Here is a 25,666-nt window from a genome sequence, read left to right on the forward strand (position 1 = left end):
AACGGCGGGGAGCGAACGGCGGGGAGGTGAGGGAAACGGCGTTGCGGGAACGGGAGTTCGGGGGCGGGAGCGCGGGCCGCCCGGCCGCCCCCGTGGGCGGCCGGGCGGAGGTCAGACGGAGTCGGCCAGGCGGTTGATCGCGGCCAGCGGGATCGGCAGCCAGCCCGGCCGGTGCCGGGCCTCGTAGACCACCTCGTACACGGCCTTGTCGATCTCCAGGGCGCGCATCAGCTCCGGCGTCCCCGCCGGGTCGACGCCGCCGCCCGCGGTGTAGCCGGCGCAGTACGCGGCCCGGTTGCGGGCCGCCCAGGCCGAGGCCAGGTGGGCCAGCTCCGGGTCCTGCTCGGGCGCGCCCGCCAGCAGGTGCGCCGCCGCGTAGTCGAAGGAGCGGAGCATCGCGGCGACGTCCCGCAGCGCGGGCTGCGGCAGGCGGCGCTCGGCCAGCGGCTTCGCGGGCTCGCCCTCGAAGTCCAGCAGCACCCAGCCCTGCGGGGTGCGCATCGCCTGGCCCAGGTGCAGGTCGCCGTGGATGCGCTGGACCAGCAGCCCGTCCAGGTCGGCCTCGGTCAGCTGCCGGAAGGCGCCGCGCAGCGCGGAGCGGTAGCGCAGCAGGCCGGGCACCGCGCTGACCGCGGAGTCCAGCCGGTCGGCCATCGCGGCCGCCAGCTCGCCGATCCGGGCCCGGTCCAGCCGGGCGGTCGGCATGGTGCGGGCCAGCACCCGGTGCACCTCGGCGGTGGCCCGGCCGAGCCGGTGCGCCTCGATGGCGAAGTTGCCGGGCGACGGGTCGCCCTTCAGCCGGGCGACCTGGTCGAGGGCCAGCTCCCAGCCGTCCTCGGCGTCCGCCAGGTAGCGCTGCAGCAGCCCCAGGGTGGCGGGCTCGGAGCGCTCCAGCCGGCACTCGAACCAGGCGGCGACCCGGGGGATGCGGGTCGAGCCGGCCCGGGACAGCGCCAGCGAGAGTTCGAGGTCCGGGTTGGTGCCCGGACTGATCCGGCGGAACAGCTTCAGGATGAACGAAGTGTCGTAGATCACCGAGGAGTTGGACTGCTCGGCGGTGGACGCCCGCCCCGGCAGGTTGCCCGGCAGGCCCGGGCCGGGAGTGCGCCGGAAGGACAGCGGGCCGAACCGGTCGCCGGTGGCCAGGTGCTCCAGCAGCCGACCCGTCAGCTCCGGGTCGTGCACCGCGTCGTACAGCACCGCCCCGCCGTAGGTGCCGCCCTCCAGCCGGCCCAGCACCGCCGCCGGGCCGACCGGGGCCGGCCGCTCCGAGCGGATGCCCAGCAGCAGCTGGTAGACGTCGTCCGGCCCGGGGGCCGCGCCGCCGTGCTCCACCCGCAGCAGCAGGTGCAGCAGCGCCGGGTCGCCGACCTGGAGCGGGGTGCCGACCACCGGGGTGAGGGCGGCGATCGGCCGGCCCTTGCCGGCGTACCAGCGCTGGGTGGGAAGCCATTCGGCGATCAGCGGCAGCGCCGCCTGGACCAGCTCGCTGACTCCCGCGGCGGTTCTCCGCGCCCCCGGCGCCCGCGTCCCGACCGGCCCGGGGGCGTCGGACGGCTCGCGGTGCAGGTGGGCTCGAGAACGGGAGGGTTCGGACATGACTCCCTTTCCCCGGAAGCGGGCGACTGCCCGACGGATCGTGGCCGGGCCCTTCAGTCTTCCGGATTTCGGCGGCGCGGCGGCGACGGCACGCGAGCCGCGGCTCGGTGTCACGCCTTCGTGTGGGTGGCCGTTGGGCTGTTCTCCGTACGCGGTGGTGCGAAGACCCCCGGGGGTGCGCGGAACACCCGCGCACCCCCGGAGGGTGACGTCCCGTTCGGGGCCTGACGAGGGATCGTTACTTCGTTGACGTGCTGCGGAGGCTCCCGCCGCTACCGCGAACCGGACGGGTCCGTCCGGGCCTGGCGCAGCTGGAACCAGTAGAACCCGTGACCGGCCAGCGTCAGCAGGTACGGCCACTCGCCGATGGTGGGGAAGCGCACGCCGCCGATCAGCTCGACCGGGTACCGCCCCCCGTACTGCCGCAGGTCCAGTTCGGTCGGCTGCGCGAACCGCGAGAAGTTGTTCACGCACATGACCAGGTCGCCCTCGTACTCGCGGACGAAGGCCAGCACCGCGGGATTGCTGGAGGGCAGCTCGGTGTAGCTGCCGAGGCCGAACGCGGGGTTGAGCTTACGGATCTCGATCATGCGACGCGTCCAGTGCAGCAGCGAACTCGAACTGCTCTGCTGCGCCTCGACGTTGGTCACCTGAAAGCCGTACACCGGGTCCATGATGGGCGGCAGACTGAGCCTGCCCGGGTCCGCCGAGGAGAAACCCGCGTTGCGGTCCGGCGTCCACTGCATCGGGGTGCGGACGCCGTCCCGGTCGCCCAGCCAGATGTTGTCGCCCATGCCGATCTCGTCGCCGTAGTACAGCACCGGGGAGCCCGGCAGCGAGAGCAGCAGTGCGGTGAACAGCTCGACCTGGTTGCGGTCGTTCTCCAGCAGCGGCGAGAGCCGGCGGCGGATGCCCACGTTGGCCCGCATCCGCGGGTCCTTCGCGTACTCCGCGTACATGTAGTCGCGCTCCTCGTCGGTGACCATCTCCAGGGTCAGCTCGTCGTGGTTGCGCAGGAAGATGCCCCACTGGCAGCCGGACGGGATCGCCGGGGTCTTCGCCAGGATCTCCGAGACCGGGTAGCGGGACTCCCGGCGGACCGCCATGAAGATCCGCGGCATCACCGGGAAGTGGAACGCCATGTGGCACTCGTCGCCGCCGGCGGCGAAGTCGCCGAAGTAGTCGACCACGTCCTCCGGCCACTGGTTGGCCTCGGCCAGCAGCACGGTGTCCGGGTAGTTGGCGTCGATCTCCTTGCGGACCCGCCGCAGGAACTCGTGGGTCTCCGGCAGGTTCTCGCAGTTGGTGCCCTCGCGGGCGTACAGGTACGGCACCGCGTCGAGGCGGAAGCCGTCGATGCCGAGGTCCAGCCAGAACTTCAGCGCCGCCAGCACCTCCTCCTGCACCTGCGGGTTGTCGTAGTTCAGGTCCGGCTGGTGGCTGAAGAACCGGTGCCAGTAGTACTGCTTGCGGACCGGGTCGAAGGTCCAGTTCGAGGACTCGGTGTCGACGAAGATGATCCGGGCGTCCGGGTACTGCTTGTCGTCGTCGGCCCACATGTAGAAGTCGCCGTACGGGCCGTCCGGGTCGCTCCGGGAGGCATGGAACCACGGGTGCTGGTCGCTGGTGTGGTTCACCACGAAGTCGATGATCACCCGCATGCCGCGCAGGTGCGCCGCGTCCACGAACTCCACGAAGTCGGCCAGGTTGCCGAACTCGGGGAGCACCGACTGGTAGTCCGAGACGTCGTAACCACCGTCCCGGAGCGGGGAGTTCATGAACGGGGGCAGCCAGAGGCAGTCCACCCCCAGCCACTGGAGGTAGTCGAGCCGGGAGGTGAGCCCCTTGAGGTCTCCGACGCCGTCGCCGTTGCTGTCCTGGAACGAGCGGACCAGGACCTCGTAGAAGACCGCGCGTTTGAACCACTCCGGGTCGCGGTCCCGGGCGGGGGTGTCGGCGAAGGTGTCGGGGACGGGCTCGTTGACTGTCACTGCGGGTTCCTCCGAACCGTGAGGAGGTGGGCCGGCCCGGAAGAGGGATCGAGCCGGACGTAGTTGTGACGGCCCCAGGCGTAGGTGGCGCCGGTCAGCTCGTCGTGCACCGTCAGCGGCCCCGGCGCGTCGAGCGTCACCGTGGCCTCCTGGACGTGGTGCGGGTCCAGGTTGACCACGCAGATCACCCGGTCCTCCAGGCCGTCCTCGGTGACGGCGGTCTTGGAGAACGCGATGATCCGGTCGTTGTCGACGGGGTGGAAGCGCAGGTCGCGCAGTTGCTGCAGGGCCGGGTGCCGGCGGCGCAGCCGGTTCAGCGCCGTCAGCAGCGGCGCCAGGGTGTCCTGCCGGGACCAGTCGCGCGGCCGCAGCTCGTACTTCTCCGAGTGCAGGTACTCCTCCGAGCCGGGCTTCGCCGGCTCGTTCTCGAACAGTTCGAAGCCCGCGTACACCCCGTACGTCGGCGACAGCGCCGCCGCCAGCACCGCCCGCACCGCGAACGCGGCCGGGCCGCCGTGCTGCAGGTACTCCGGCAGGATGTCCGGGGTGTTGGCGAAGAAGTTCGGCCGCATGTACGCGGCGGCCTCGCCGGTCAGCTCGGTCAGGTACTCGGTCAGCTCCGGCTTGGTGTCCCGCCAGGTGAAGTACGTGTAGGACTGGTGGAAGCCGACCTTGCCCAGGGTGTGCATCATCGCCGGGCGGGTGAACGCCTCCGCCAGGAACAGCACGTCCGGGTCGGTGCGGGCGATGTCCGCCAGCACCTTCTCCCAGAAGTTCACCGGCTTGGTGTGCGGGTTGTCGACCCGGAAGATCCGCACCCCGCGGGCCATCCAGAACCGCAGCACCCGCAGCGTCTCGCGGACGATCCCGTCGAAGTCCTGGTCGAAGTTGACCGGGTAGATGTCCTGGTACTTCTTCGGCGGGTTCTCGGCGTACGCGATGGTGCCGTCCGCGCGGTGGCTGAACCACTCCGGGTGCTTCTGCACCCACGGGTGGTCCGGCGAGCACTGCAGCGCGAAGTCCAGCGCCACCTCCAGGCCCAGCGCCCCGGCCTCGGCCACGAAGTGGTCGAAGTCCTCCAGGGTGCCGAGGTCCGGGTGGACGGCGTCGTGCCCGCCCTCCGGCGAGCCGATCGCCCACGGCGAGCCGACGTCCCGCGGACCGGCCGTCAGCGCGTTGTCCGGGCCCTTGCGGTGGGCCCGGCCGATCGGGTGGATCGGCGGCAGGTACACCACGTCGAAGCCCATCGCCGCCACCGCGGGCAGCCGCTCGGCCGCCGTCCGGAAGGTGCCGGAGACCGGCGGCTCGACGCCCGACGGGTCCACCACCGCGCCCTCCGAGCGCGGGAAGAACTCGTACCAGGAGCCGAACAGCGCCCGCTTGCGGTCCACCTGGAGCGGCTGCGGGCGGGTGGCCGAGAGCAGTTCGCGCAGCGGGTACCGGGCCAGCAGCGCCGTCACCTCCGGGTCCAGCGCCGCCGCGTAGCGGCTCAGCGGCGGCAGCCCCGGGTCGCGCAGCGCGTCCACCGCCGCCAGCACCACCGACCGGCCGTCCTTCTTCGGCACCCCGCCGGCCGCGCGTTCCAGCAGTTGCGCGCCCTCCTCCAGCACCAGCGCGGTGTCGATCCCGGCCGGCAGCTTCACCGCGGCGTGCTTCCGCCAGGTCGCCACCGGGTCCGACCACGCCTCCACCAGGTACGACCAGCGGCCCGGCGCGGTCGGCGTGACGTACGCGCCCCAGCGGTCGCTGCCCTCGGACAGCTCGCGCATCGGCGTCCACGGGCCGCTGCGGCCGCGCGGGTCGCGGAGCACCACGTTGGCGCCGACCGCGTCGTGGCCCTCCCGGAACACCGTGGCGGAGACCAGGAAGCGCTCCCCCTCCACGGCCTTGGCCGGACGCCGACCGGCGTCGACGAGCGGGGAGACGTCAAGCACGGGGATGCGGCCGATCACGGTGTCGCTCTCTGTCGTCTTGCGGGCGGTACGGGTGGGACCGGCCGTACGGGCGGGACTGGCGGGGGACTTCTTCGCGGCCTTGCGCGCGGGCTTCGCGGCGGGGGTGGCGGCGGCTTCGGCGGGGGCGGCGGCTCCGGCGGTCGGCCCGTTCGGGCTCGAACTGCCTTCGGCCGCAACGGATCTGACGGTGGTGGTCCGTTTCGCGGCCGTCTTGCGCGGGGTGCCCGCGGTGCGCTTCGCGGCCGGTTCGGCCGCTCTCCGGCGCGCCGCCCCGGCGCGCGGGGACGGTACCGGGGGTTCCCCGGCCGACGGTGTGTCGGCTGCGTCGTCCGTCGGCACCGTGGACTGGTCCCGTGTGTCGCCGTGCATGCCAAGCTCCTGCCCGAGATCGGCGGCCTCCCGCGGCAGCGGCGCGGCGGGGAGGGCCGGGAAGGACTACTGGGTGAGGACGGACGCGCGACCGGGTCCTGCCGTGCCGACGCACCCGGCCCACCCCCGCCGGACCCGGCCGTGCGGCGGCGTGCCGAGCGGAACGCACGTGTCCCGGCGTGCGTCGCCTCGGTGCACGCCCCCGCGTGACCCAATCCACCGGCAAACGACCGGGCCGGGAACAAGGACACGCGGAGCCCCGGCAACTGGGGCCGAACGGGCGAAGGAGGGAAGAGGGTGTGTCGAACAGGGCATGAACCGGTCGAAGGCAGCGGAGAGCGACCACCCGATCGCGTACCGCAGCAACCACGACCTTGTTGCATCCTCGCACCACCGGCAAGGGCTACGCGCGGGTAGGCGCGTGGTTTCAGCCGGTATGCAACGTTGAAACAGACACCGGAAACACCGCTGTCCCCAGAAATTCACACCTGACGGCGCGTCCGATCCCGGCTTGCGCCCCCTGTGCGCCCCATCGTGCCACCGCGCGCCCGGAACGATCTCAACACTGCTCCGAACGGGTGCGGCGCGCGGGAGTTGACGCCCCCTCAGGCGCCCGTCCGGGTCTACGCTCCATGCCGTGAAGGCAATCCGCAGGTTCACCGTCCGCACCGTCCTGCCCGAACAACTGCAGCCTCTGCACGAGCTCGCGCTGAACCTCCGCTGGTCCTGGCACCCCGAGACGAGGGAGCTGTTCCGCTCCGTCGACCCCGAGGTCTGGGCCGCCGTCGGAGAGGACCCGGTCCGACTGCTCGGCGAGGTCCCCGCCACCAAACTCGCCGCGCTGGCCGGCGACCGGCGCTTCCTGCGCCGCCTCGGCGACCTGACCGACGAACTGCGCGACTACCTGACCGGACCGCGCTGGTACCAGAACGCCGCCGACGCCACCGACCCGCTGCCCGCCGCCGTCGCCTACTTTTCCCCCGAGTACGGCATCGCCGCCGCGCTCCCGCAGTACTCCGGCGGCCTCGGCATCCTGGCCGGCGACCACCTCAAGGCCGCCTCCGACCTCGGCGTCCCGATCATCGGCGTCGGACTCTTCTACCGCCACGGCTACTTCCGGCAGTCCCTCGACCGGGACGGCTGGCAGCAGGAGCGCTACCCCCTGCTCGACCCCGACGCGCTCGCCGTCACCCTGCTCCGCGAGGCCGACGGCACCCCCTGCCGGATCGACCTCGCCCTCCCCGGCGGCCGCACCCTGGCCGCCCAGGTCTGGCGCGCCCAGGTCGGCCGGGTCCCGCTGCTGCTGCTCGACTCCGACATCGAGGCCAACAGCCCCGCCGAACGCGACGTCACCGACCGCCTCTACGGCGGCGGCAGCGAGCACCGGCTGCTGCAGGAAATACTGCTGGGCATCGGCGGCGTCCGCGCCGTCCGGACGTACTGCCGGCTCACCGGCCACCCCGAGCCCGAGGTGTTCCACACCAACGAGGGCCACGCCGGCTTCCTCGGCCTGGAACGGATCTCCGAACTCACCACCGCCCACCCCGGACTGGGCTTCGCCGACGCCCTGGAGGCGGTCCGGGCCGGCACCATCTTCACCACCCACACGCCCGTCCCGGCCGGCATCGACCGCTTCGACCGGGACTTGGTGGCCCGGCACTTCGGCGGCGACGCGGCCCTCCCCGGCGTCCCCGTCGAGCAGGCCCTCGCGCTCGGCGCCGAGAGCTGGCCCGACGGCGACCCCACGCTCTTCAACATGGCCGCGATGGGCCTGCGGCTCGCCCAGCGCGCCAACGGCGTCTCCACCCTGCACGGCGCCGTCAGCCGGGAGATGTTCCGCGGCCTGTGGCCGGGCTTCGACGCCCCCGAGGTCCCGATCACCTCGATCACCAACGGCGTGCACGCCCCCACCTGGATCGACCCCGCCGTCGTCCGGCTCGGCGCCACCGAGATCGGCCAGGAGCGCGCCGAGGCCGCGATGGCGGTCGGCACCGCCGCCCAGTGGACCGGCCTGGAGCGGATCGGCAACGCCGAGGTCTGGGAACTGCGCCGCGCCCTGCGCGCCCAACTCGTCGACGAGGCCCGCGGCCGGCTCCGCGCCTCCTGGCGGCAGCGCGGCGCGGGCGAGGCCGAACTCGGCTGGACCGGCGCCGTCCTCGACCCCGACGTGCTCACCATCGGCTTCGCCCGCCGGGTCCCCTCGTACAAGCGCCTGACGCTGATGCTGCGTGACCCCGCGCGGCTGCGCTCGCTGCTGCTGCACCCCGAGCGGCCGGTGCAGATCGTGGTCGCCGGCAAGGCGCACCCCGCCGACGACGGCGGCAAGCGGCTGATCCAGCAACTCGTCGCCTTCGCGGACGACCCCGCGGTGCGGCACCGGATCGTCTTCCTGCCGGACTACGACATGGCGATGGCCAAGACGCTCTACCCCGGCTGCGACGTCTGGCTGAACAACCCGCTCCGCCCGCTGGAGGCCTGCGGCACCTCCGGCATGAAGGCCGCCCTGAACGGGTGCCTCAACCTGTCCATCCTGGACGGCTGGTGGGACGAGTGGTACGACGGCCAGAACGGCTGGGCCATCCCCACCGCCGACGGCGGCACCGGCGAGGGCGTCCTCGACCCGGACAGCCCCGAGGCCGAACACCGCGACGACATCGAGGCCGCCGCGCTCTACGACCTGATCGAGCACCAGGTCGCGGCCCGGTTCTACGACCGCGGCGAGGACGGCCTCCCGCACCGCTGGATCTCGATGGTCCGGCACACCCTGGTCACCCTCGGCCCGAAGGTGCTGGCCGGGCGGATGGTCCGCGAGTACGTCGAGCGGCTGTACGCCCCCGCGGCGGACGCCCGGCGGCGGCTGGCCGGCGACGACGGCGGGTACGCGGCGGCGAAGGCCCTGGCGGGCTGGAAGGCGACCGTCCGCGAGGGCTGGCCGGCCGTCCGGGTCGAGCACGTCGAGGCCGACGGGACGGGCGAGGCGCAGGAACTCGGCACGACACTGGCCCTCCGGGTCCAGGTCGCGCTGGGGCGGCTCCGCCCCGAGGACGTCGAGGTGCAGGTGGTCTCCGGGCGGGTCGACGAGAGCGACCGGATCTCCGAGGCGACGACGCTCGCCCTCAAGCCCGCCGCGGGCGGCCCCGACCTCGACGGCCGGGTCCGCTACGAGGGCCACCTCGAACTCGCCCGCACCGGGCCCTTCGGCTACACCGTCCGCGTCCTGCCGTCCCACCCGCGACTCGCCTCGATCGCCGAACTCGGCCTGGTGGCCGTACCGGTGGAGCCGGGCGGGATCGACTCGGGGGTGCTGCGCTAGCGGCATGCGCCGGGCTTTCGCCGAGGGCCTTCGGCCCGAAACGGGGTGGCGCCCAGCGGCCTGTCGGTCACCAGCCACTCGGCGCCGCCGTTCCCCGGGCCCCTGATGGGGCCTCCGGGCGGGGCTACTCCGTGCGCCAGGTGTGCCAGAGCCTGGCGTACGGGCCGTCCGCGGCGAGCAGGGCTTCGTGGGGGCCGAGGTCGGTGAGGCGGCCCTGGGTGAGGACGGCCACGCGGTCGGCGTCGTGGGCGGTGTGGAGCCGGTGGGCGATGGCGATGACGGTGCGGCCGGTGAGGGTGGCGGCGAGGGCGCGTTCGGTGGTGCGGGCCGCGGTGGGGTCGAGGAGGGCAGTGGCCTCGTCCAGGATCAGGGTGTGCGGGTCGGCCAGGATGACGCGGGCGAGGGCGAGTTGCTGGGCCCGGGCACCGTCCAGGCGGGTCGCGGCGGGGCCGAGTTCGGTGTCCAGGCCGTCGGGCAGGTCGTGCTGCCAGCCGACCGAGTCGAGTGCTGCGGTGAGGGCGCTGTCGTCGGCGTCCGGGGCGGCGATCCGCAGGTTGTCGCGGAGGGTGCCGAGGAAGACGTGGTGCTCCTGGGTGACCAGGACGACCTGGCGGCGCAGCCGGTCCGGGGAGAGTTCGGCGATCGGGACGCCGCCGACCGTGACGCTGCCCGCGCGGGGGCGGTCGATGCCGGCCAGCAGGCGGCCGAGGGTGGTCTTGCCGGAGCCGGAGGGGCCGACCACGGCGAGGCGTTCGCCCGGTGTCAGGTCGAGGTCGAGGCCGTGCAGGACGTCGGGGCCGTCCGGGTAGGCGTAGTGGACGCCGGTGACCCGGATGCGGTCGTCGGCGGGCACCGCGGCCGCGGCGGGCCGCTCCTCGGCGGGGGCGGCCAGGCCCTCGACCCGGGCGTATGCGGCGCTGCTGCTCTGGACGGATTCGAGCAGGACGACCACGGTGTCCAGCGGGTCCTCCAGGCGGCGCAGGTAGAGCGCCGCGGAGACGGCCGCGCCCAGGGTGATGGTGCCGTTGCCGACCAGGACGGCGCCGAGCGGCAGGACCAGCACCAGCGGCACCGTGTAGGCGGCGTTGATCACCGCGAAGAAGCGCAGCCGGAGGCGGAGGGTGCCCAGCCGGGTGCGGCGGGCTGCGGCCAGGGCGTCCCGGCCGGCGGCGAGGCGCTGCTCCTGGAGGCCGAGGGCGTCCACGGTGCGGGCGCCGGCGGCGGTCGCGGAGAGGGTCTCGGCGAGGTCGGCGTTGGCGGCGCGGTCGGCGAGGTAGGCGGCGGGGGCGCGGCGCAGGTACCAGCGGGCGCCGAGGCTGATCATCAGCACGCCGAGCAGCGCGCAACTCCCCAGCAGCGGGCTGAGGGTGAGCAGCGCGACCAGGATGAACAGGGCCTGGGCGCAGGCGATCAGGAGTTCGGGGGCGGCGTCCCGGAGGGTCTCGCCGACGGCGGTGGCGTCGACGGTGCCGCGGGCGGTCAGGTCGCCGGTGCCGGCCCGTTCGGCGGTGGCGGCGGGCAGCGCGAGGACCCGGTCGAGCAGCTGCTCGCGGACCCGGGCGGCGGCCCGCTCGCCGAACTTGTGTGCCAGGTAGCGGGCCTGACGGTTGATCAGGATCTGGGCGGCGGCGCAGCCGAGCAGCAGCAGGCCGAGCCGGTCGATCTCGCCGGTGGTGGTGCCCCGGGTGACCAGGTCGATGATCCGGCCGAGCAGCCAGGGCCCGGCCAGGCCGAGCAGCGCGGCCGCGCCGTTGAGCAGCAGGACGACGGCGAAGGCCCGGCCGTCGGCGCGGACCAGGGCGACGGCGGCCCGCCGGACCTGGCGGGCGGTGGCGATCGGCAGGGTGCTCAACGGGCGTCCTCGGTGGGGGAGTGGGGGCTGCGCAGGAGCGCGGGAGCGGGGTGCGGAGAGGTGCTCAACGGGCGTCCTGGGCCGGGGAGTCGGGGCCGCGGAAGACCAGGGCGCGGTAGCCGGGCTGGGTGCGGAGCAGGTCGCGGTGGGTGCCGGTGGCGGCGACCTTGCCGTCGACCAGGTAGTGCACGGTGTCGGCCCGGTCGAGCAGGGCCGGGGAGGTGCTGGTGACCAGCGTGGTGCGGCCCGCCCGGGCGGCGCGCAGGCCGTCGGCCATCGCGGCCTCGGTGTGGGCGTCTACCGCGGAGGTGGGTTCGACGGCCAGCAGCACCTCGGGGTCGGCGGTCAGCGCGCGGGCCAGCCGCAGCCGCTGGCGCTGGCCGCCGGAGAGGTCGCGGCCGCCCGCGGCGATCGGGGCGTCCAGCCGACCGGGCAGGGCGTGCAGCACGTCGAGGGCGGCGGCGGAGCCGAGGGCGGCGAGCAGCTCCGGGTCGGTGGCCCCGGTGCGGCCGCCGACGGTGTCGCGCAGCGGGCCGGCGAACAGCGCGGCCTCGTTCTCGGCGAGGGCGATCCGGGCCCGCACCTCGGTCAGCGGCAGGTCGGCCAGCGGGACGCCGTCCCACTCGGCGGCTGTCGGGGCGAGCCGGGCGAGGCGTTCGGCGACGGCGGCGGTCTCGGCGGGACGGGCCCCGGCCAGCACGGTGAGTTCGCCCGGGGCGAGCCGGACCCCGGACTCCGGGTCGGTGAGCGCGGCGGGGGCCGCGGGCGCCTCGGCGGTGCCGGTGTCCGGGTCGGGCCGCAGGTTGAGGAAGTCGGTGACCCGGCGGGCGCAGACCACGGCGCGGGTGATGTCCTGGCCGCTCTCGATCAGGAAGTAGATCGGGGCGACCAGCACGGCGGCGTAGGCGAACACTGCGGCGAGCTGACCGGGCGTCAGCTGGCCCTGGAGGGTGAGCCGGGCGCCGAGCCAGGTGACGGTGGCGAGCAGCAGCACCGGCAGGCCGGTGCCCAGGGCCTGGATCCAGCTGGCGGTGCCGCCGACCCGGTAGCCCTCGGCGCGCAGCCGGTCGGAGTCGGCCCGGTAGCGGGCGGCGTAGACGTCCTTGCCGCCGAGGCCGTTGAGCACCCGCAGGCCGCCCGCCAGGTCCTCGAAGCGGGCGGTCAGCCGGGACTGCTGCGCGCGGAAGTCGCTCTCGGTGCGCTGCTGGCGGGCGAACAGCGGGCGCAGCACCAGGCCGAGGGCGGGCAGGCCGAGCAGGACGACCAGGGCGAGCAGCGGGGAGAGGGTCAGCAGGATGACGGCGACCGTCAGGTAGCAGACCACCGAGCCGACGCCGGGGCCGATGAAGGTCAGGGCGAGCGAGATCCGCACCACGTCGGACATCCCGATGGTGACCAGCTCGCCCGCGGAGACCTGCCGGGGCAGCGCGGCGCCGAGCCGGACGCTGTGCCGCAGCACCACGGCGACGGTGCGGAAGGTGGCGTCGTTGCGGATCAGCGTCATGGTGCGGTGCCGCCACCAGGCCAGCACCAGGTTGACCGCGCCGTAGCCGAGCAGCGCGCCGGACCAGGCCAGCGTCGTCCCCGGCCGCCCGGCCCGCAGCCCGTCGTCGATCGCCCGGGACAGCAGGTAGGGCGGCACCGTCAGGCAGAGCATCCAGGCGGTGCCGTAGAAGGTGCCGGCCAGCGAGCGGCGGCGCTGGCTCAGCACCAGCCACCACAGGAAGCGGATCGGGCCGCGAGCGTCGGGGGTGCCGGGATGGCCGGCGATCGGGTCGTCCACGGAGCGAAGACTAGTGGGGCGCTCTCCGGCCGGTCGACGGGGTTTCCGGGGGAACTCTTGGGCACATGGTCAGGAAGATCAGGGGCCCGGGGAACGGCGGGGCCGAGAGGCGTGGGGCCGGGGCACAGTGGGGCGCGACGGGGCTTTCGCCGAGGACCTTCGGCCCGAAACGGGGTGGCGCCCAGCTGCCTGTCGGACGCCCGCCCCTCGGCTCCGCCGTTCCCCGGGCCCCTGGAGCTTCGCTCCCCGGGCCGGGCGAAGCGAAGCTCAGCAGGCCCGGAAAAGCGAAGCTCGGCAGGCCCGTGGAAGCGAAGCGCTGCTCAGACCAGGCTGTCCTGCCAGGTGCGGTGGAGGGTGGCGAAGCGGCCCCGGCCGGCGATGAGGGCGGCGGGGGTGCCGTCCTCGATGATGCGGCCCTGGTCCATGACGAGGACGCGGTCGGCGATCTCGACGGTGGAGAGGCGGTGGGCGATGATCACGGCGGTGCGGCCGGCCAGGACGGTGCGCATGGCGTGCTGGACGGCCTGTTCGCCGGGGACGTCGAGGGAGGAGGTGGCCTCGTCGAGGATCAGGACGGCGGGGTCGGCGAGCAGGGCGCGGGCGAAGGCGACGAGTTGGCGCTGGCCGGCGGAGATCCGGCCGCCGCGCTTGCGGACGTCGGTGTCGTAGCCGTCGGGGAGGGCGGCGATGAACGCGTGGGCGCCGATCGCCCGGGCCGCCGCCTCGATCTCGGCGCGGGTGGCGTCCGGTCGGCCGACGGCGATGTTCTCGGCGACCGTCCCGGAGAACAGGAAGGACTCCTGGGTGACCATCACGACGTTGGCGCGCAGTTCGGCGGTGGCGAGTTCGCGCAGGTCGACGCCGTCCAGGGTGATCGTGCCGGAGGTGGGGTCGTAGAACCGGGCGAGCAGCTTGGCCAGCGTGGACTTGCCGGCGCCGGTCGCGCCCACCACGGCGGTGGTCCGCCCGGCGGGCAGGACCAGGTCGAAGGCGGGCAGCACCTCCTTGCCGTTGGCGTACGCGAAGCGGGTGTCGCGGAAGGCGACCTCGCGGCCCCGGCCGGCCGCGTCCGGCAGCGGGGTGGGCTCGGCGGGCTCGGGGACGGACGGCTCGTGGGCGAGCAGGCCGGAGATCTTCTCCAGGGCGGCGGCCGCGGACTGGTAGCTGTTGAGGAACATCGCCAGCTGGTCGATCGGGTCGTAGAGCCGGCGCAGGTAGAGCACGAAGGCGGTGAGCACGCCGAGTTCGAGGCTGCCGTCGGTGACCAGCAGGGCGCCGAGGACGACCACGCCGGTGATCCAGACGTTGGCGGTCAGCCGGGACAGGAAGACGTACCTGGCCATCTCCAGCAGGCCGTCCGCGGTGGCGGTCGCGGACTGCCGGTTGACGGCGCCGAACGCCTTGTCGTTGGCGGCCTCGCGGCGGAACGCCTGGACCGGGCGGATGCCGTTCATGGTCTCGGTGAAGCGGACGATCATGGTGGCGACGGCCGTCCGGGAGCGCCGGTAGACCTGCTGGGAGCGGCGCCGGAAGGACCGGACGATCAGGTACATCGGCAGGAAGGAGGCCAGCGCGGCCAGGCCGAGCCGCCAGTCCACGACGATCAGCACCACCGTGATGTAGCCGACCGAGAGAAAGACCATCAGGAGTTCCTGCAGGCCCTCGGCGAGCAGCTCGCGCAGGGTGTCGACGTCGCTGGTGGCGCGGGAGATGATCCGGCCCGAGGTGTAGCGCTCGTGGAAGTCCAGGCTGAGCCGCTGGGCGTGCCGGAAGATCCGGCCGCGCAGCTCCAGCAGGATGTCCTGGTTGATCCGGGCGGCGAGCCGGATGAAGGCGCGCTGCAGCAGGGTGGCGACCAGCGCGCAGCCCAGGTACGCGGCGGTGACGGCGACCAGCGGGCCGGAGTCGTGCTCGCGCAGGGCGGGGACGCCGCGGTCGATGGCGAAGGCGACCAGCAGCGGGCCGGCCTGCAGGGCGGCCTGCTGGACCAGGACGGCGAGGACGGCGACGGCGATCCGGCGGCGGTGCGGGGCGAGCAGCGAGCCGAGCAGGGCGCGCGGGGCGCCGGGCGGGACGGGGATGTCCTGGTCGTCGGCGGCCGGGGGGAGGAGGTCGTCCTCGTCGACGGCGGGTTCGGCGACGGCGGTGGTCATCGGGCCAGCGCCCCTTCCAGTTCGGATTCGCCGGACATCAGGGCCCGGTAGGCGGGACAGGAGTGCAGCAGCTCCTGGTGGGTGCCGACGGCGGCGATCCGGCCGTCGGCGAGCAGCGCGACCCGGTCGGCCAGCAGCACGGTGGACGGGCGGTGCGCGACGACCAGGGCGGTGGTGTCGGCGAGCACCCGGCGCAGCGCCCGCTCGACCAGGGCCTCGGTGTGCACGTCGAGCGCGGAGAGCGGGTCGTCCAGCACCAGGAAGCGGGGCTCGCCGACCACGGCGCGGGCCAGCGCGAGGCGCTGGCGCTGGCCGCCGGAGAGGCTCAGGCCCTGCTCGCCGACCTCGGTGTCCAGGCCCTCGGGGAGCTTGTCGACGAAGGCGGCCTGGGCGGTGGCCAGCGCGGCGTCGACCTGCTCGGGGGTGGCGTCGGGGGCGCCCATCAGGACGTTCTCCCGGACGGTGGCGGAGAACAGCGTCGGGTCCTCGAAGGCGACGGCGACCTCGCGGCGCAGCCGCTCGCGGGGCAGGTCGCGCAGGTCGGTGCCGTCCAGCGTGATCGACCCGGCGGTGGGGTCGTACAGGCGGGGGAGCAGCGCCGTCAGGGTGGTCTTGCCGCTGCCGGTGGCGCCGACCAGGGCGAGCGTCTCGCCGGGGCGGACGTGCAGGTCGATGCCGGACAGCAGGTCGGGGGTGCCCGCCGGGGCGTCGGGGTAGCGGAAGCGGACGCCGGAGAAGCGGATGCCGCGGTCGTCGGCGGGGGCCAGGCCGGAGGGCGGGTCGGCCGGCTCCGGTTCGTCCATCACCTCGAAGTAGCGGTTGGCGGCGCTGGCGGCCTCGGCGGCGAAGCCGAGCAGCCAGCCGATCGACTCGACCGGCCAGCGCAGGGCGAGCGCGGTGGACAGGAAGGCGACCAGGGTGCCGACCGAGAGCTGGTCGTGCGCGACCAGGACGGCGCCGGCGGCCAGCACGCCGCCGAGGGCGAGCTCGGGCAGGCCGACGATGACCGCCCACAGGTTGCCGAGCAGGCCGGCCTTGCGCAGCTCGGTGCCGCGGAGTTCGGTGCTGCGGTCGCGGAACTCCGCGGCCATGGTGCGGTGCCGGCCGAAGGCCTTGAGGATGCGGATGCCGAGCACCGACTCCTCGACCACGGTGGCCAGGTCGCCGTTCTGGTCCTGGGCCAGCCGGGAGGCGGCGGAGTACCCGGCCTCGAAGCGGCGGGTGTAGACCATCAGCGGGATCGCCGGGACCAGCGTGATCAGGGCGAGCCGCCAGTCCAGCACGAACATCAGCGCGGTGCCGGTCAGGAAGACCGTGGAGTTGACGACCAGGAAGACCAGGAACATCCGCAGCACGAACAGGTCCGAGGTGGCCCGGGAGAGCAGCTGGCCGGAGGGCCAGCGGTCGTGGAAGGAGATCGGCAGCCGCTGGAGCTTGGCGAACAGGTCGCCGCGGAGCCTGGTCTCGACCCTGGCCAGCGGGCGGGCCACGATCACCCGGCGGACGCCGAACAGCACCGCCTCGGCGACGCCGAGCAGCAGCAGGGCGACGGCCAGCGGCCACAGGCCGGCCAGGTCGTGCCGGGCGACCGGCCCGTCGACGATCCGGCGCAGCACGATCGGGACGGCCAGCACGCTGAGCGAGGCGAGCCCGGCGGCCGTCATCGAGCCGAAGATCCGCCAGCGGGCCTCGCGGGCGTACGGCCACAGGCGCAGCAGCGAGCGGACCGCGGACCGGGGGGCCGGTGCCGGGGTGCCGGGCGGCCCGTCGGTGGACGGTTCGTTCGAATCCGCGGGGGTGGGCGGAGCGGGGTTCTGGTTCTCGGCCATCGCCGAGCAGGGTAGGCGCCCGCACTGACATTTCTCATCCGGTTTTTTGCCCCTGTCGGCGAGAACCGGCCAGGCCGGACCGGCGCGGCCCGGTGCGGCCGGATCAGGCCGTCAGGAGCATCGCCGAACGGCCCGTCAGCAGCACCTCCGCCACCGGCACCGCGGCCGGCTCGCCCGCCAGCGCGGTGTCCAGCAGCGGGACGTGCGGGGCGGGCAGCGTGAACCGGCACGGCTCGGGAGCCGCGTTCAGCAGCAGCAGGAAGTCCGCGTCCCGCACCTCGCGGCCCTGCGGGTCGCGCTCGGACAGCGCGGTGCCGGACAGCCGCATCGCCAGCGCCCGGCCCGGCGCGAACCAGTCCGCGTCGGTCATCTCCCGGCCCGCCGGGGTCAGCCAGACCAGGTCGCGCTGCCCGTCCGGGCCGTCCGGGCGGCCGGAGAAGAACGCCCGCTGGCGCAGCACCGGGTGGGCCCGGCGCAGGTGGACCAGCTTGGCGGTCAGCTCGGTCAGCGAGCGCCAGTCCGGGTCGTCCAGCAGCGACCAGTCCAGCCAGCTGGTCTCGTCGTCCCAGCAGTAGGCGTTGTTGTTGCCGCCCTGGGTGCGGCCCAGCTCGTCGCCCGCCGTCAGCATCGGCACCCCGCTGGAGAGCAGCAGCGTGGTCAGCAGGTTGCGCAGCTGGCGGACCCGCAGCGCGCGGATCGCCGGGTCCGCGGTCTCGCCCTCGACGCCGTGGTTCCAGGACCGGTTGTCGTCGGTGCCGTCCCGGTTCTCCTCGCCGTTGGCCAGGTTGTGCTTGCGGTCGTAGGAGACCAGGTCGCGCAGCGTGAAGCCGTCGTGCGCGGTGACGAAGTTGACCGAGGCGTACGGGCGCCGGCCGCCCCGCTGGTACAGGTCGGAGGAGCCGGAGAGCCGGGTGGCCAGCTCCCGGACGTCCGGGCGGGCGCCGCGCCAGAAGTCCCGGACGGTGTCCCGGTAGCGGTCGTTCCACTCGCCCCACAGCGGCGGGAAACCGCCCACGCAGTAGCCGCCCGGGCCGACGTCCCACGGCTCGGCGATCAGCTTCACCCGGCTCAGCAGCGGGTCCTGGGAGACCGCGGCCAGGAACGGGTGCTCCATCTCCACGCCGTCGCCGCCGCGGGCCAGCGCCGCCGCCAGGTCGAACCGGAAGCCGTCCACGCCCATCTCGGCGACCCAGTACCGCAGCGAGTCGGTGATCAGCCGGATCACCTGCGGGCGCCGGGTGTCCAGGGTGTTGCCGCAGCCGGTGTAGTCGGCGTAGCCGCGCCGGGAGCGGTCCAGCCGGTAGTAGCCGGCGTTGTCGATGCCGCGGAAGGACAGCGCCGGGCCCATCGCCCCGGACTCCGCGGTGTGGTTGTAGACCACGTCGAGGATCACCTCGATGCCCGCCGCGTGCAGCGCCCGCACCATCCGCTTGAACTCGCCGACCTGCTGGCCCCGGCTGCCGGAGGCCGCGTAGCCCGCGTGCGGGGCGAAGTAGCCGAGCGTGTTGTAGCCCCAGTAGTTGACCAGGCCGCGGGCCTGCAGGTGGTCCTCGCTGACGTGGTGGTGCACCGGCAGCAGCTCCACCGCCGTCACCCCCAGCCGGGTCAGGTGCGCGACCGCCGCCGGGTGGGCCAGCCCCGCGTAGGTGCCGCGCAGGGCCGGCGGGACCTCGGGGTGGCGCATCGTGAAGCCCTTGACGTGCAGTTCGTACAGCACCGTCTCGGCCCAGGGCGTCTTCGGGCGGTGGTCGTCGTACCAGTCGTCGTCGTCGTGCACCACCACCGCCTTCGGCACGTACGGCGCCGAGTCCCGGTCGTCCCGGACGGTGTCCGCGACGTCCCGCTCCGGCCAGTTCCGGACGGCCGCGCAGGTCGCGTCGTGGGCGGTGTAGCCGCCGTCGACCGCCCGGGCGTACGGGTCGAGCAGCAGTTTGGCCGGATTGTGCCGGGCGCCCGTCCACGGGTCCCACCGGCCGTGCACCCGGAAGCCGTACCGGGTGCCGGGCAGCACGCCCGGCAGGTAGCCGTGCCAGGTCTGGTACGTCTGCTCGGCCAGCCGGTGCCGGGTCTCCCGGCCCGCCTCGTCGAACAGGCAGAGGTCGACGGCCTCCGCGTTCGGCGCCCAGAGCGCGAAGTTGGTGCCCCGCCCGCCCGCGCCGTCGGCCCGGAACCGGGCGCCCAGCGGCTGCCAGCTGCCCGGCCAGGGCGGTGCGGGACCGTCCGGGGCGGCCGGCCGCGACTCCCGGGACGCGTCCGTGCCCAGCTCCTGCCACGCCGTCATGGCGACCCTCCCAGCCATCCGGGGGCCCGTCCCCGTTCTTCCGGTTGTTCCCTGCCCGGTGCCGTCCGGCACCCCGGGGCCGGGGTGTGACGCACCGTGTTCGATCATGTGCCCGGCGGAGGCGGGGGCGGAAACCATCCGGTCGTGTCCGGGAGGCGGAATCCCTCGTTGTGCCCGGCGACGGCTGGTGGCGGAGGAACCCGGGAGGACGGCATGCGCGCCGCGGTACGGCTCTGGGCACGGCGGGCGGCGGCGGCCGGACTGGTCCTGCTGGCCGGCTGCTCCGGCGGCGGCCGGACCCCGGCGGAGGACGCCGCCCCCGCCACCGCCCCGGCGGTCTCCCGGGCCCGGCTGACCCTCGCCCCCGGCGACGGCGCGCAGGCCGTCCCGGTGGACGGCGCCGTCCGGGTGGCGGTCGACCGGGGCCGGCTGCTCTCGGTCCGGCTGGCCGCCGACGGGGGCGCCGAGGTCCCCGGCACGCTCACCGCCGACGGCACCGGCTGGACGCCCGACGCGAAGCTCGCCACCGCCACCGCCTACACCCTGGACGCCGTCGCCGAGGACGCCGCCGGGCTGCGCGCCGTCCAGCACGCCGGCTTCGCCACCCTCGCCCCCGAGCACACCTTCGTCGCCTTCTTCACCCCCGAGGACGGCTCCACCGTCGGCGTCGGCATGCCGGTCTCGCTGCGCTTCTCCCGCCCGGTCGCGGACCGGGCCGCCGTCGAGCGGGCGGTCGCCGTCACCGCCGACCCGCCGGTCGAGGTCGGCGCGCACTGGTTCGGCGACCAGCGGCTGGACTTCCGGCCGGAGAAGTACTGGAAGCCCGGCACCGAGGTCACCCTGGCGCTGCGGCTCAAGGACGTCGAGGCCGCGCCCGGGTACCTCGGCACCCAGCACAAGGACGTGCACTTCACCGTCGGCCGCTCGCTGGTGGCCGCCGTCGACCTCGACGCGCACACCATGACGGTCCGTCAGGACGGCCGGGTGCTGCGCGTCCTGCCGATCAGCGGCGGCAGCCCCGAGCACGCCGGCTACCTCGGCACCATGGTGGTCTCCGAGCGCTTCGGGGAGACCCGGATGAACTCGCAGACCGTCGGCCTCGGCGACGAGTACGACATCAAGGACGTGCCGCACGCGCTCCGGCTGACCGCCTCCGGCACCTTCGTGCACGGCAACTACTGGTCCGACCCGGCGGTGTTCGGCACCGCCAACACCAGCCACGGCTGCATCGGCCTGGCCGACGCCAAGGGCGGCTCCGACGACTCCCCGGCCGGCTGGCTGTTCCGGCGCACCGCGGTCGGCGACGTGGTCGAGGTGCGCGGCTCGCACGGCGACCGGGTGGCGCCCGACAACGGCCTCGGCGACTGGAACCTGGACTGGCCGGCCTGGCGGCCCGGCGGCGCGCCGGACGTTCACTGAACCACCACCCCGCTCCCCCCGAGGATTCACTCAGGTGCGCCGGTTATCCTGACCCCCGCGCGCGCGACCGCCCCCGGCGGGAGGGCGCGAATCGCATCCGACCCGGTGCAACCGATCCCGGGCGCCACACGTGTATTCGTCGTGAATACCTGGAGGGGAGCAGCACGGTGAAGGCGGTTCAGAAGTCCGGTGCGGGAATAGCCGGCGGCGGGCGCGGACGCGGGACGCGCCGCGCCGCGACCGCCCTGCTGATGGGCGGCGTCCTGCTGCTCGGCACGGCGTGCAACGACGACGCGAAGGCCGGCGGCGCCGGCGGCAGCTCGACCGAGGCCAAGGGCGGTGACAGCAGCACCGCGGGCAGCTCGGACGCCACCCCGAAGGTCTCCACCGCACAGCTGACCGTCACCCCGGCCAACGGCGCCACCGACGTGGCGCCCAAGGACGGCCTGCAGATCGCGGTCGCGAGCGGCAAGCTGACCAAGGTCGAGGTGGCCGACAAGAACGGCGCCGCGGTGGCCGGCGAGATCGCCGCCGACGGCCTGAGCTGGAAGCCCACCGGCCAGCTGGCCGTGGGCACCACCTACACGGTGAACGCGCAGGCGGTGGACTCGGCCGGCCTGGTGGCCGCCTCCACCACCAGCTTCACCACGCTGACCCCGGCGAAGACCGCGGGCACCAGCGACAACATCGCCGACAACGGCACCTACGGCGTCGGCATGATCGTCTCGGTGAAGTTCGCCAAGTCGATCAAGAACAAGGACGCGGTGCTGGGCGCCATCACCGTGGTCGGCTCGGACGGCACCGAGGCCAAGGGCCACTGGTTCGGCACCCAGCGGCTGGACTTCCGGCCGGAGAAGTACTGGAAGCCCGGCACCAAGGTGACGGTCAAGTACCGCCTGAAGAACGTCGAGGTCGCGCCCGGCATCTACGGCGACATCGACAAGGACGAGCCGTTCACCATCGGCCGCTACCAGGTCTCCACGGTCGACGCGGCCACCCACATGATGTCGGTGGCGCACGGCGACGGCAGCACCCAGAACGTCCCGATCACGGCCGGCAAGGACCAGTACTCGTCCTGGAACGGCAGCATGGTGATCATGAGCAAGGACAAGGTCACCCGGATGAACTCGGCGACCCTGTCCAACATGAAGGGCGACGAGTACGACATCCCGGACGTCCCGCACGCGATGCGGCTGACCGACTCCGGCACCTTCGTGCACGGCAACTACTGGGGCAACGCCTTCGGCAAGGCCAACACCAGCCACGGCTGCGTCGGCCTGCAGGACACCAAGGACGGCAGCGACAGCTCGCCCTCCGGCAAGTTCTTCAACTCGTCGATGGTCGGCGACGTGGTGACGATCAAGAACTCCACCAGCAAGACGGTCTCCCCGGACAACGGGCTGAGCGGCTGGACCCTGCCGTGGAGCCAGTGGTAGCCCACGGCGCTCCGCGGCCGTGACCGCGGCGACGGCGACCGCACCGGCGGCCCGGCAGCCCGATCGGCTGCCGGGCCGTGGTCCGTTCGTGACCGGACCGGGACACTTCCCCCGCAACGTTTCGGGGAGTTGGCCCGTCATATCAACCGAAAGACCTGTCAGCCGACAGGCGGGGTGTGTGGGGAGAGCGGAATCGTGAAGGCTATGCGCGGGGGATTCGCCGTGGGAGCGCTCGCGGGCGCCCTGGTGCTGATGGCCACGGCCGGCTGCAGCGGGCCGGCGAAGGCGGAGGGCGGGGGCGGGGGCGGCGGCTCCAGCAGCAGCGCGACGCCGAGCCCGGCGAAGCCGACGGTGTCGGCCGCCACCATCGCCATCGAACCCGCCAACGGCACGGTGGACGTCAAGCCGTCCGGAGCGGTCAAGGTGACCGCGGCCGGCGGCAAGCTCACCTCGGTCAAGGTGACCGGCCCCGACGGTACCCAGGTGCCCGGCGCGCTCACCGCCGACGGCACCGGCTGGGCCCCCGGCGGCCCGCTGCTGGTCGGCACCGCCTACACCGTCGACGCGCTCGCCGAGGACGGCCAGGGCGTGGTCGTCAACGCGCGTTCCTCCTTCACCACCCTCACCCCCGAGAAGGACGCCGGGGTCAGCGACAACATCGCCGACAACGAGACCTACGGCGTCGGCATGATCGTCTCGGTCAACTTCGACCGCGCGGTGAAGAACAAGGACGCGGTGCTGGCCGGCATCGCCTTCGAGACCTCGGACGGCACCAAGGTCAAGGGCCACTGGTTCAGCGACAAGCGGCTGGACTTCCGGCCGGAGAACTACTGGAACGCCAACACCAAGGTCACCATCCACTACAAGCTCAAGAGCGTGGAGACCGCGCCCGGCGTGTACGGCGGCGTCGACAAGGACGAGCCGTTCAGCATCGGCCGCTCCCAGGTCTCCACCACGGACGCCGCCTCGCACCGGATGACGGTGGTCCGGGACGGCCAGCAGGTCGACGACATCCCGATCACCACGGGCAAGCCAGGCTTCGACACCTGGAGCGGCGTCATGGTGGTCGAGGCCAAGGAGGGCACCACCCGGATGACCTCCAACGGCATCACCCGGGACGGTTCCGGCGACGAGTACGACCTGGTGGTCCCGCACGCCATGCGGCTGACCGACTCCGGCACCTACGTGCACGGCAACTCCTGGAGCGCGGGCGTGATCGGCCACTCCAACGGCAGCCACGGCTGCATCGGCGTCACCGACACCAAGACCGGCAGCCCGAGCACCGACGCCGGCAAGCTCTACGACTCCACCCTGGTCGGCGACGTCTTCAAGGTGGTCAACTCCAAGAGCGAGGCGGTCGACCCGGCGAACGGCCTCAGCGGCTGGAACCTGGCCTGGTCCCAGTGGTGACGGTAGGTCACCAGTTCGGTTGCTGACAGCATATGCCAAATGAATAGTGATCGTTTGCTCATTGTCCGTACGCGGCCGCTCGCGTTCCGCAATGATGGGGCGCATGGCGGGATGGGGCGAAGCGGAGCGGGCATCACTTCCACCGGCCGGCGGCCGCGGTGACGATCCGTCAGGGATCGGGGCCCGCGTCGTGCTGGCCGACCTGGAACGGCTGACGCCGGAGGAGATGGAGCACATCTTCTTCGGCGTACTCAGCGATCCCGACGCCGGCGAGGAGGTGCGGCTGCCCTCCCGCCCGGAGTCGGCCGGGGTGGCCCGGCGGCTGGTGCGCTCGGTCTTAGAGACCTGGAAACTCCATCAGCTCCTGGAAGCCGTCGAGTTGCTCACCGGTGAACTCGTCGCCAACGCCGTCCGGCACGCCGGCGGTCGGATGATCGGCCTCAAGGTGGTCCGGCGGCCCGGCTGGCTGCGGGTCGAGGTCCGTGACTCCTCGCGCGCGATGCCCTGCCTGATCGTCGCCCCCGAGTCCGTCTGCACCAACGGGCACGGCCTCAAGCTGGTCGACTCGATCGCCGAGCGCTGGGGCGCGGACCTGCTGCCGCGCGGCAAGGGCGTCTGGTTCGAGATCAAGATCCGCGAACGCGCCGCCGCCTAGCAAGTGAAGGTGAACTGAGCCACACGCCTTGTTTTCAGTTTTGTCCGCCATTCAAAACATGCGATAGTCATGCATGTCGGGCGACAAACCCGACCACTTCCACCCCGCGGCACGCACCCCCTCTGGCCGCCGGGTGACGCGCAGGGGCCCCGGACCGCGACACCGCGGACAGGGGCCCCGCACCGTTTTCGGGGGATTTCGGGGAAGCGCCCCGTCAGCACTCGATGACGTTGACGGCGAGGCCGCCGCGGCTGGTCTCCTTGTACTTGATCTTCATGTCGGCGCCGGTCTCCTTCATGGTCTTGATGGCCTTGTCGAGGGAGACGTGGTGGCGGCCGTCGCCGCGGAGGGCCATCCGGGCGGCGGTGACGGCCTTGACCGAGGCCATGCCGTTGCGTTCGATGCAGGGGATCTGGACCAGGCCGCCGACCGGGTCGCAGGTGAGGCCGAGGTTGTGCTCGATGCCGATCTCGGCGGCGTTCTCGACCTGTTCGGGGGTGCCGCCGAGGACCTCGGCGAGGCCGCCGGCGGCCATCGAGCAGGCGGAGCCGACCTCGCCCTGGCAGCCGACCTCGGCGCCGGAGATGGAGGCGTTCTCCTTGAAGAGCATGCCGATCGCGCCCGCGGCGAGCAGGAAGCGGACGATGCCGTCCTCGTCCGCGCCGGGGATGAAGTTCAGGTAGTAGTGCAGGACGGCGGGGATGATGCCCGCGGCGCCGTTGGTGGGGGCGGTGACGACCCGGCGGCCGGAGGCGTTCTCCTCGTTGACGGCCATCGCGTAGAGGGTGACCCACTCCATCGCGTTGGCCGGGCCGATGCCCTCGGCGCGCAGCGCGCGGGCCGCGCTGGCGGCCCGGCGGCGGACCTTGAGCCCGCCGGGGAGGATGCCCTCGCGGGCCATGCCGGCCGCGACGCACTCCTTCATGACGGCCCAGATCTCCAGCAGCCCGGTCCGGATCTCGGCCTCGGTGCGCCAGGCCTTCTCGTTCTCCAGCATCAGGCCGGAGATGGACAGGCCGGTCTCCCGGGTGAGGCGGAGCAGCTCCTCGCCGGTCCGGAAGGGGTGGCGCAGCGCGGTGTCGTCGGGCTTGACCCGGGCCTCGCCGATGGCGTCCTCGTCGACGACGAAGCCGCCGCCGACGGAGTAGTAGGTCTTGGTGAGCAGTTCGCCGCCGTCGGCGGAGTACGCCCACAGGGTCATGCCGTTGGCGTGGTACGGGAGGGCCTTGCGGCGGTGCAGCACCAGGTCGGTGTCGGGGTCGAACGCGATCTCGTGCCGGCCGAGCAGTGGGAGCCGCTTCTCGGCGCGGATGCGGTCCACGTCGCCGTCGGCGAGTTCCACGTCGACGGTGCGCGGCGAGTGGCCGGCGAGGCCGAGCAGGACGGCCTTCGGGGTGCCGTGGCCGTGCCCGGTGGCGCCGAGCGAGCCGTACAGTTCGGCGCGGACCGAGGAGACCCGGTCGAGCAGGCCTTCGGAGTCGAGGCGGCGGGCGAACATCCGGGCGGCCCGCATCGGGCCGACGGTGTGCGAGGAAGACGGCCCGATGCCGATGGAGAAGAGGTCGAAGACGCTGAGGGCCACGGGGTGACGTCCTTGTCGGGTCTCGTGGAGTGGTCCGTC

At 73.5% G+C, this 25,666-nt stretch carries 14 protein-coding genes; 5 read left to right on the top strand and 9 right to left on the bottom strand.

What is annotated here, in order from left to right; genetic code table 11:
* Positions 1 to 111: 111 nt before the first annotated feature.
* The 3 genes from ACIOHG_RS05740 to ACIOHG_RS05750 all read right to left on the bottom strand — a co-directional run bounded on the left by ACIOHG_RS05740 (position 112) and on the right by ACIOHG_RS05750 (position 5,542).
* The gene (locus ACIOHG_RS05740; RefSeq protein WP_400945675.1) at positions 112 to 1,599 is read right to left on the bottom strand and encodes a maltokinase; all 1,488 of its coding nucleotides are present in this window, start codon (positions 1,597 to 1,599) and stop codon (positions 112 to 114) included.
* A gap of 272 nt (positions 1,600 to 1,871) precedes the next feature.
* Complete coding sequence (gene treS, locus ACIOHG_RS05745; protein WP_400945677.1) at positions 1,872 to 3,590, bottom strand: maltose alpha-D-glucosyltransferase; 1,719 nt, start codon at positions 3,588 to 3,590, stop codon at positions 1,872 to 1,874.
* The gene (locus ACIOHG_RS05750; RefSeq protein WP_400945785.1) at positions 3,587 to 5,542 is read right to left on the bottom strand and encodes an alpha-1,4-glucan--maltose-1-phosphate maltosyltransferase; all 1,956 of its coding nucleotides are present in this window, start codon (positions 5,540 to 5,542) and stop codon (positions 3,587 to 3,589) included. Before ACIOHG_RS05750 ends, treS begins: the two co-directional genes overlap by 4 nt.
* Before the next feature lie 1,009 nt (positions 5,543 to 6,551).
* Here ACIOHG_RS05750 and glgP point away from each other — a divergent pair.
* The gene (gene glgP / locus ACIOHG_RS05755) at positions 6,552 to 9,227 is read left to right on the top strand and encodes an alpha-glucan family phosphorylase (RefSeq protein ID WP_400945679.1); all 2,676 of its coding nucleotides are present in this window, start codon (positions 6,552 to 6,554) and stop codon (positions 9,225 to 9,227) included.
* 124 nt (positions 9,228 to 9,351) lie between these two features.
* Here the strand turns inward: glgP and ACIOHG_RS05760 are convergent, their stop codons facing one another.
* The 5 genes from ACIOHG_RS05760 to glgX form a co-directional block, all read right to left on the bottom strand.
* The gene (locus ACIOHG_RS05760) at positions 9,352 to 11,079 is read right to left on the bottom strand and encodes an ABC transporter ATP-binding protein (RefSeq protein ID WP_400945682.1); all 1,728 of its coding nucleotides are present in this window, start codon (positions 11,077 to 11,079) and stop codon (positions 9,352 to 9,354) included.
* 64 nt (positions 11,080 to 11,143) lie between these two features.
* Positions 11,144 to 12,862, bottom strand: a complete 1,719-nt coding sequence (locus ACIOHG_RS05765) for an ABC transporter transmembrane domain-containing protein (protein ID WP_400945684.1) — start codon at positions 12,860 to 12,862, stop codon at positions 11,144 to 11,146.
* 320 nt (positions 12,863 to 13,182) lie between these two features.
* Positions 13,183 to 15,015 carry an ABC transporter ATP-binding protein gene (locus ACIOHG_RS05770; protein ID WP_400945687.1) on the bottom strand — a complete coding sequence of 611 codons (1,833 nt, stop codon included), beginning with the start codon at positions 15,013 to 15,015 and terminating at the stop codon, positions 13,183 to 13,185.
* The gene (locus ACIOHG_RS05775) at positions 15,012 to 16,844 is read right to left on the bottom strand and encodes an ABC transporter ATP-binding protein (RefSeq protein WP_400945689.1); all 1,833 of its coding nucleotides are present in this window, start codon (positions 16,842 to 16,844) and stop codon (positions 15,012 to 15,014) included. The genes ACIOHG_RS05770 and ACIOHG_RS05775 overlap by 4 nt, the downstream gene beginning before the upstream one ends.
* A 103-nt stretch (positions 16,845 to 16,947) precedes the next feature.
* The gene (glgX, locus tag ACIOHG_RS05780; protein WP_400945691.1) at positions 16,948 to 19,125 is read right to left on the bottom strand and encodes a glycogen debranching protein GlgX; all 2,178 of its coding nucleotides are present in this window, start codon (positions 19,123 to 19,125) and stop codon (positions 16,948 to 16,950) included.
* Between the two features lie 213 nt (positions 19,126 to 19,338).
* Here glgX and ACIOHG_RS05785 point away from each other — a divergent pair, with 213 nt between their 5' ends.
* From ACIOHG_RS05785 to ACIOHG_RS05800, 4 genes are all read left to right on the top strand, one after another.
* A complete protein-coding gene (locus tag ACIOHG_RS05785) occupies positions 19,339 to 20,544 on the top strand; it encodes an Ig-like domain-containing protein (RefSeq protein WP_400945694.1) in 1,206 nt (401 codons plus the stop codon).
* A 167-nt stretch (positions 20,545 to 20,711) separates the two neighbouring features.
* Positions 20,712 to 21,980 carry an Ig-like domain-containing protein gene (locus tag ACIOHG_RS05790; protein WP_400945697.1) on the top strand — a complete coding sequence of 423 codons (1,269 nt, stop codon included), beginning with the start codon at positions 20,712 to 20,714 and terminating at the stop codon, positions 21,978 to 21,980.
* A gap of 222 nt (positions 21,981 to 22,202) precedes the next feature.
* Entirely contained in the window at positions 22,203 to 23,390 is a 1,188-nt protein-coding gene (locus tag ACIOHG_RS05795) for an Ig-like domain-containing protein (RefSeq protein ID WP_400945699.1), read from the top strand.
* Between the two features lie 190 nt (positions 23,391 to 23,580).
* Positions 23,581 to 24,045 carry an ATP-binding protein gene (locus ACIOHG_RS05800; protein ID WP_400945701.1) on the top strand — a complete coding sequence of 155 codons (465 nt, stop codon included), beginning with the start codon at positions 23,581 to 23,583 and terminating at the stop codon, positions 24,043 to 24,045.
* A gap of 214 nt (positions 24,046 to 24,259) precedes the next feature.
* Here ACIOHG_RS05800 and ACIOHG_RS05805 read toward each other — a convergent pair whose 3' ends face one another.
* Complete coding sequence (locus tag ACIOHG_RS05805) at positions 24,260 to 25,627, bottom strand: L-serine ammonia-lyase (protein ID WP_400945703.1); 1,368 nt, start codon at positions 25,625 to 25,627, stop codon at positions 24,260 to 24,262.
* Between the last annotated feature and the right edge of the window lie 39 nt (positions 25,628 to 25,666).

The organism is Kitasatospora sp. NPDC088134 (genome assembly GCF_044741705.1).
Classification (GTDB): Bacteria; Actinomycetota; Actinomycetes; order Streptomycetales; family Streptomycetaceae; genus Kitasatospora.

Coding starts and splice junctions, on each gene's coding strand:
- ACIOHG_RS05740 (WP_400945675.1), bottom strand. CDS start 1,599: ATGTCCGAACCCTCCCGTTCTCGAGCCCACCTGCACCGCGAGCCGTCC.
- ACIOHG_RS05770 (WP_400945687.1), bottom strand. CDS start 15,015: ATGACCACCGCCGTCGCCGAACCCGCCGTCGACGAGGACGACCTCCTC.
- ACIOHG_RS05775 (WP_400945689.1), bottom strand. CDS start 16,844: ATGGCCGAGAACCAGAACCCCGCTCCGCCCACCCCCGCGGATTCGAAC.
- glgX (WP_400945691.1), bottom strand. CDS start 19,125: ATGACGGCGTGGCAGGAGCTGGGCACGGACGCGTCCCGGGAGTCGCGG.
- ACIOHG_RS05785 (WP_400945694.1), top strand. CDS start 19,339: ATGCGCGCCGCGGTACGGCTCTGGGCACGGCGGGCGGCGGCGGCCGGA.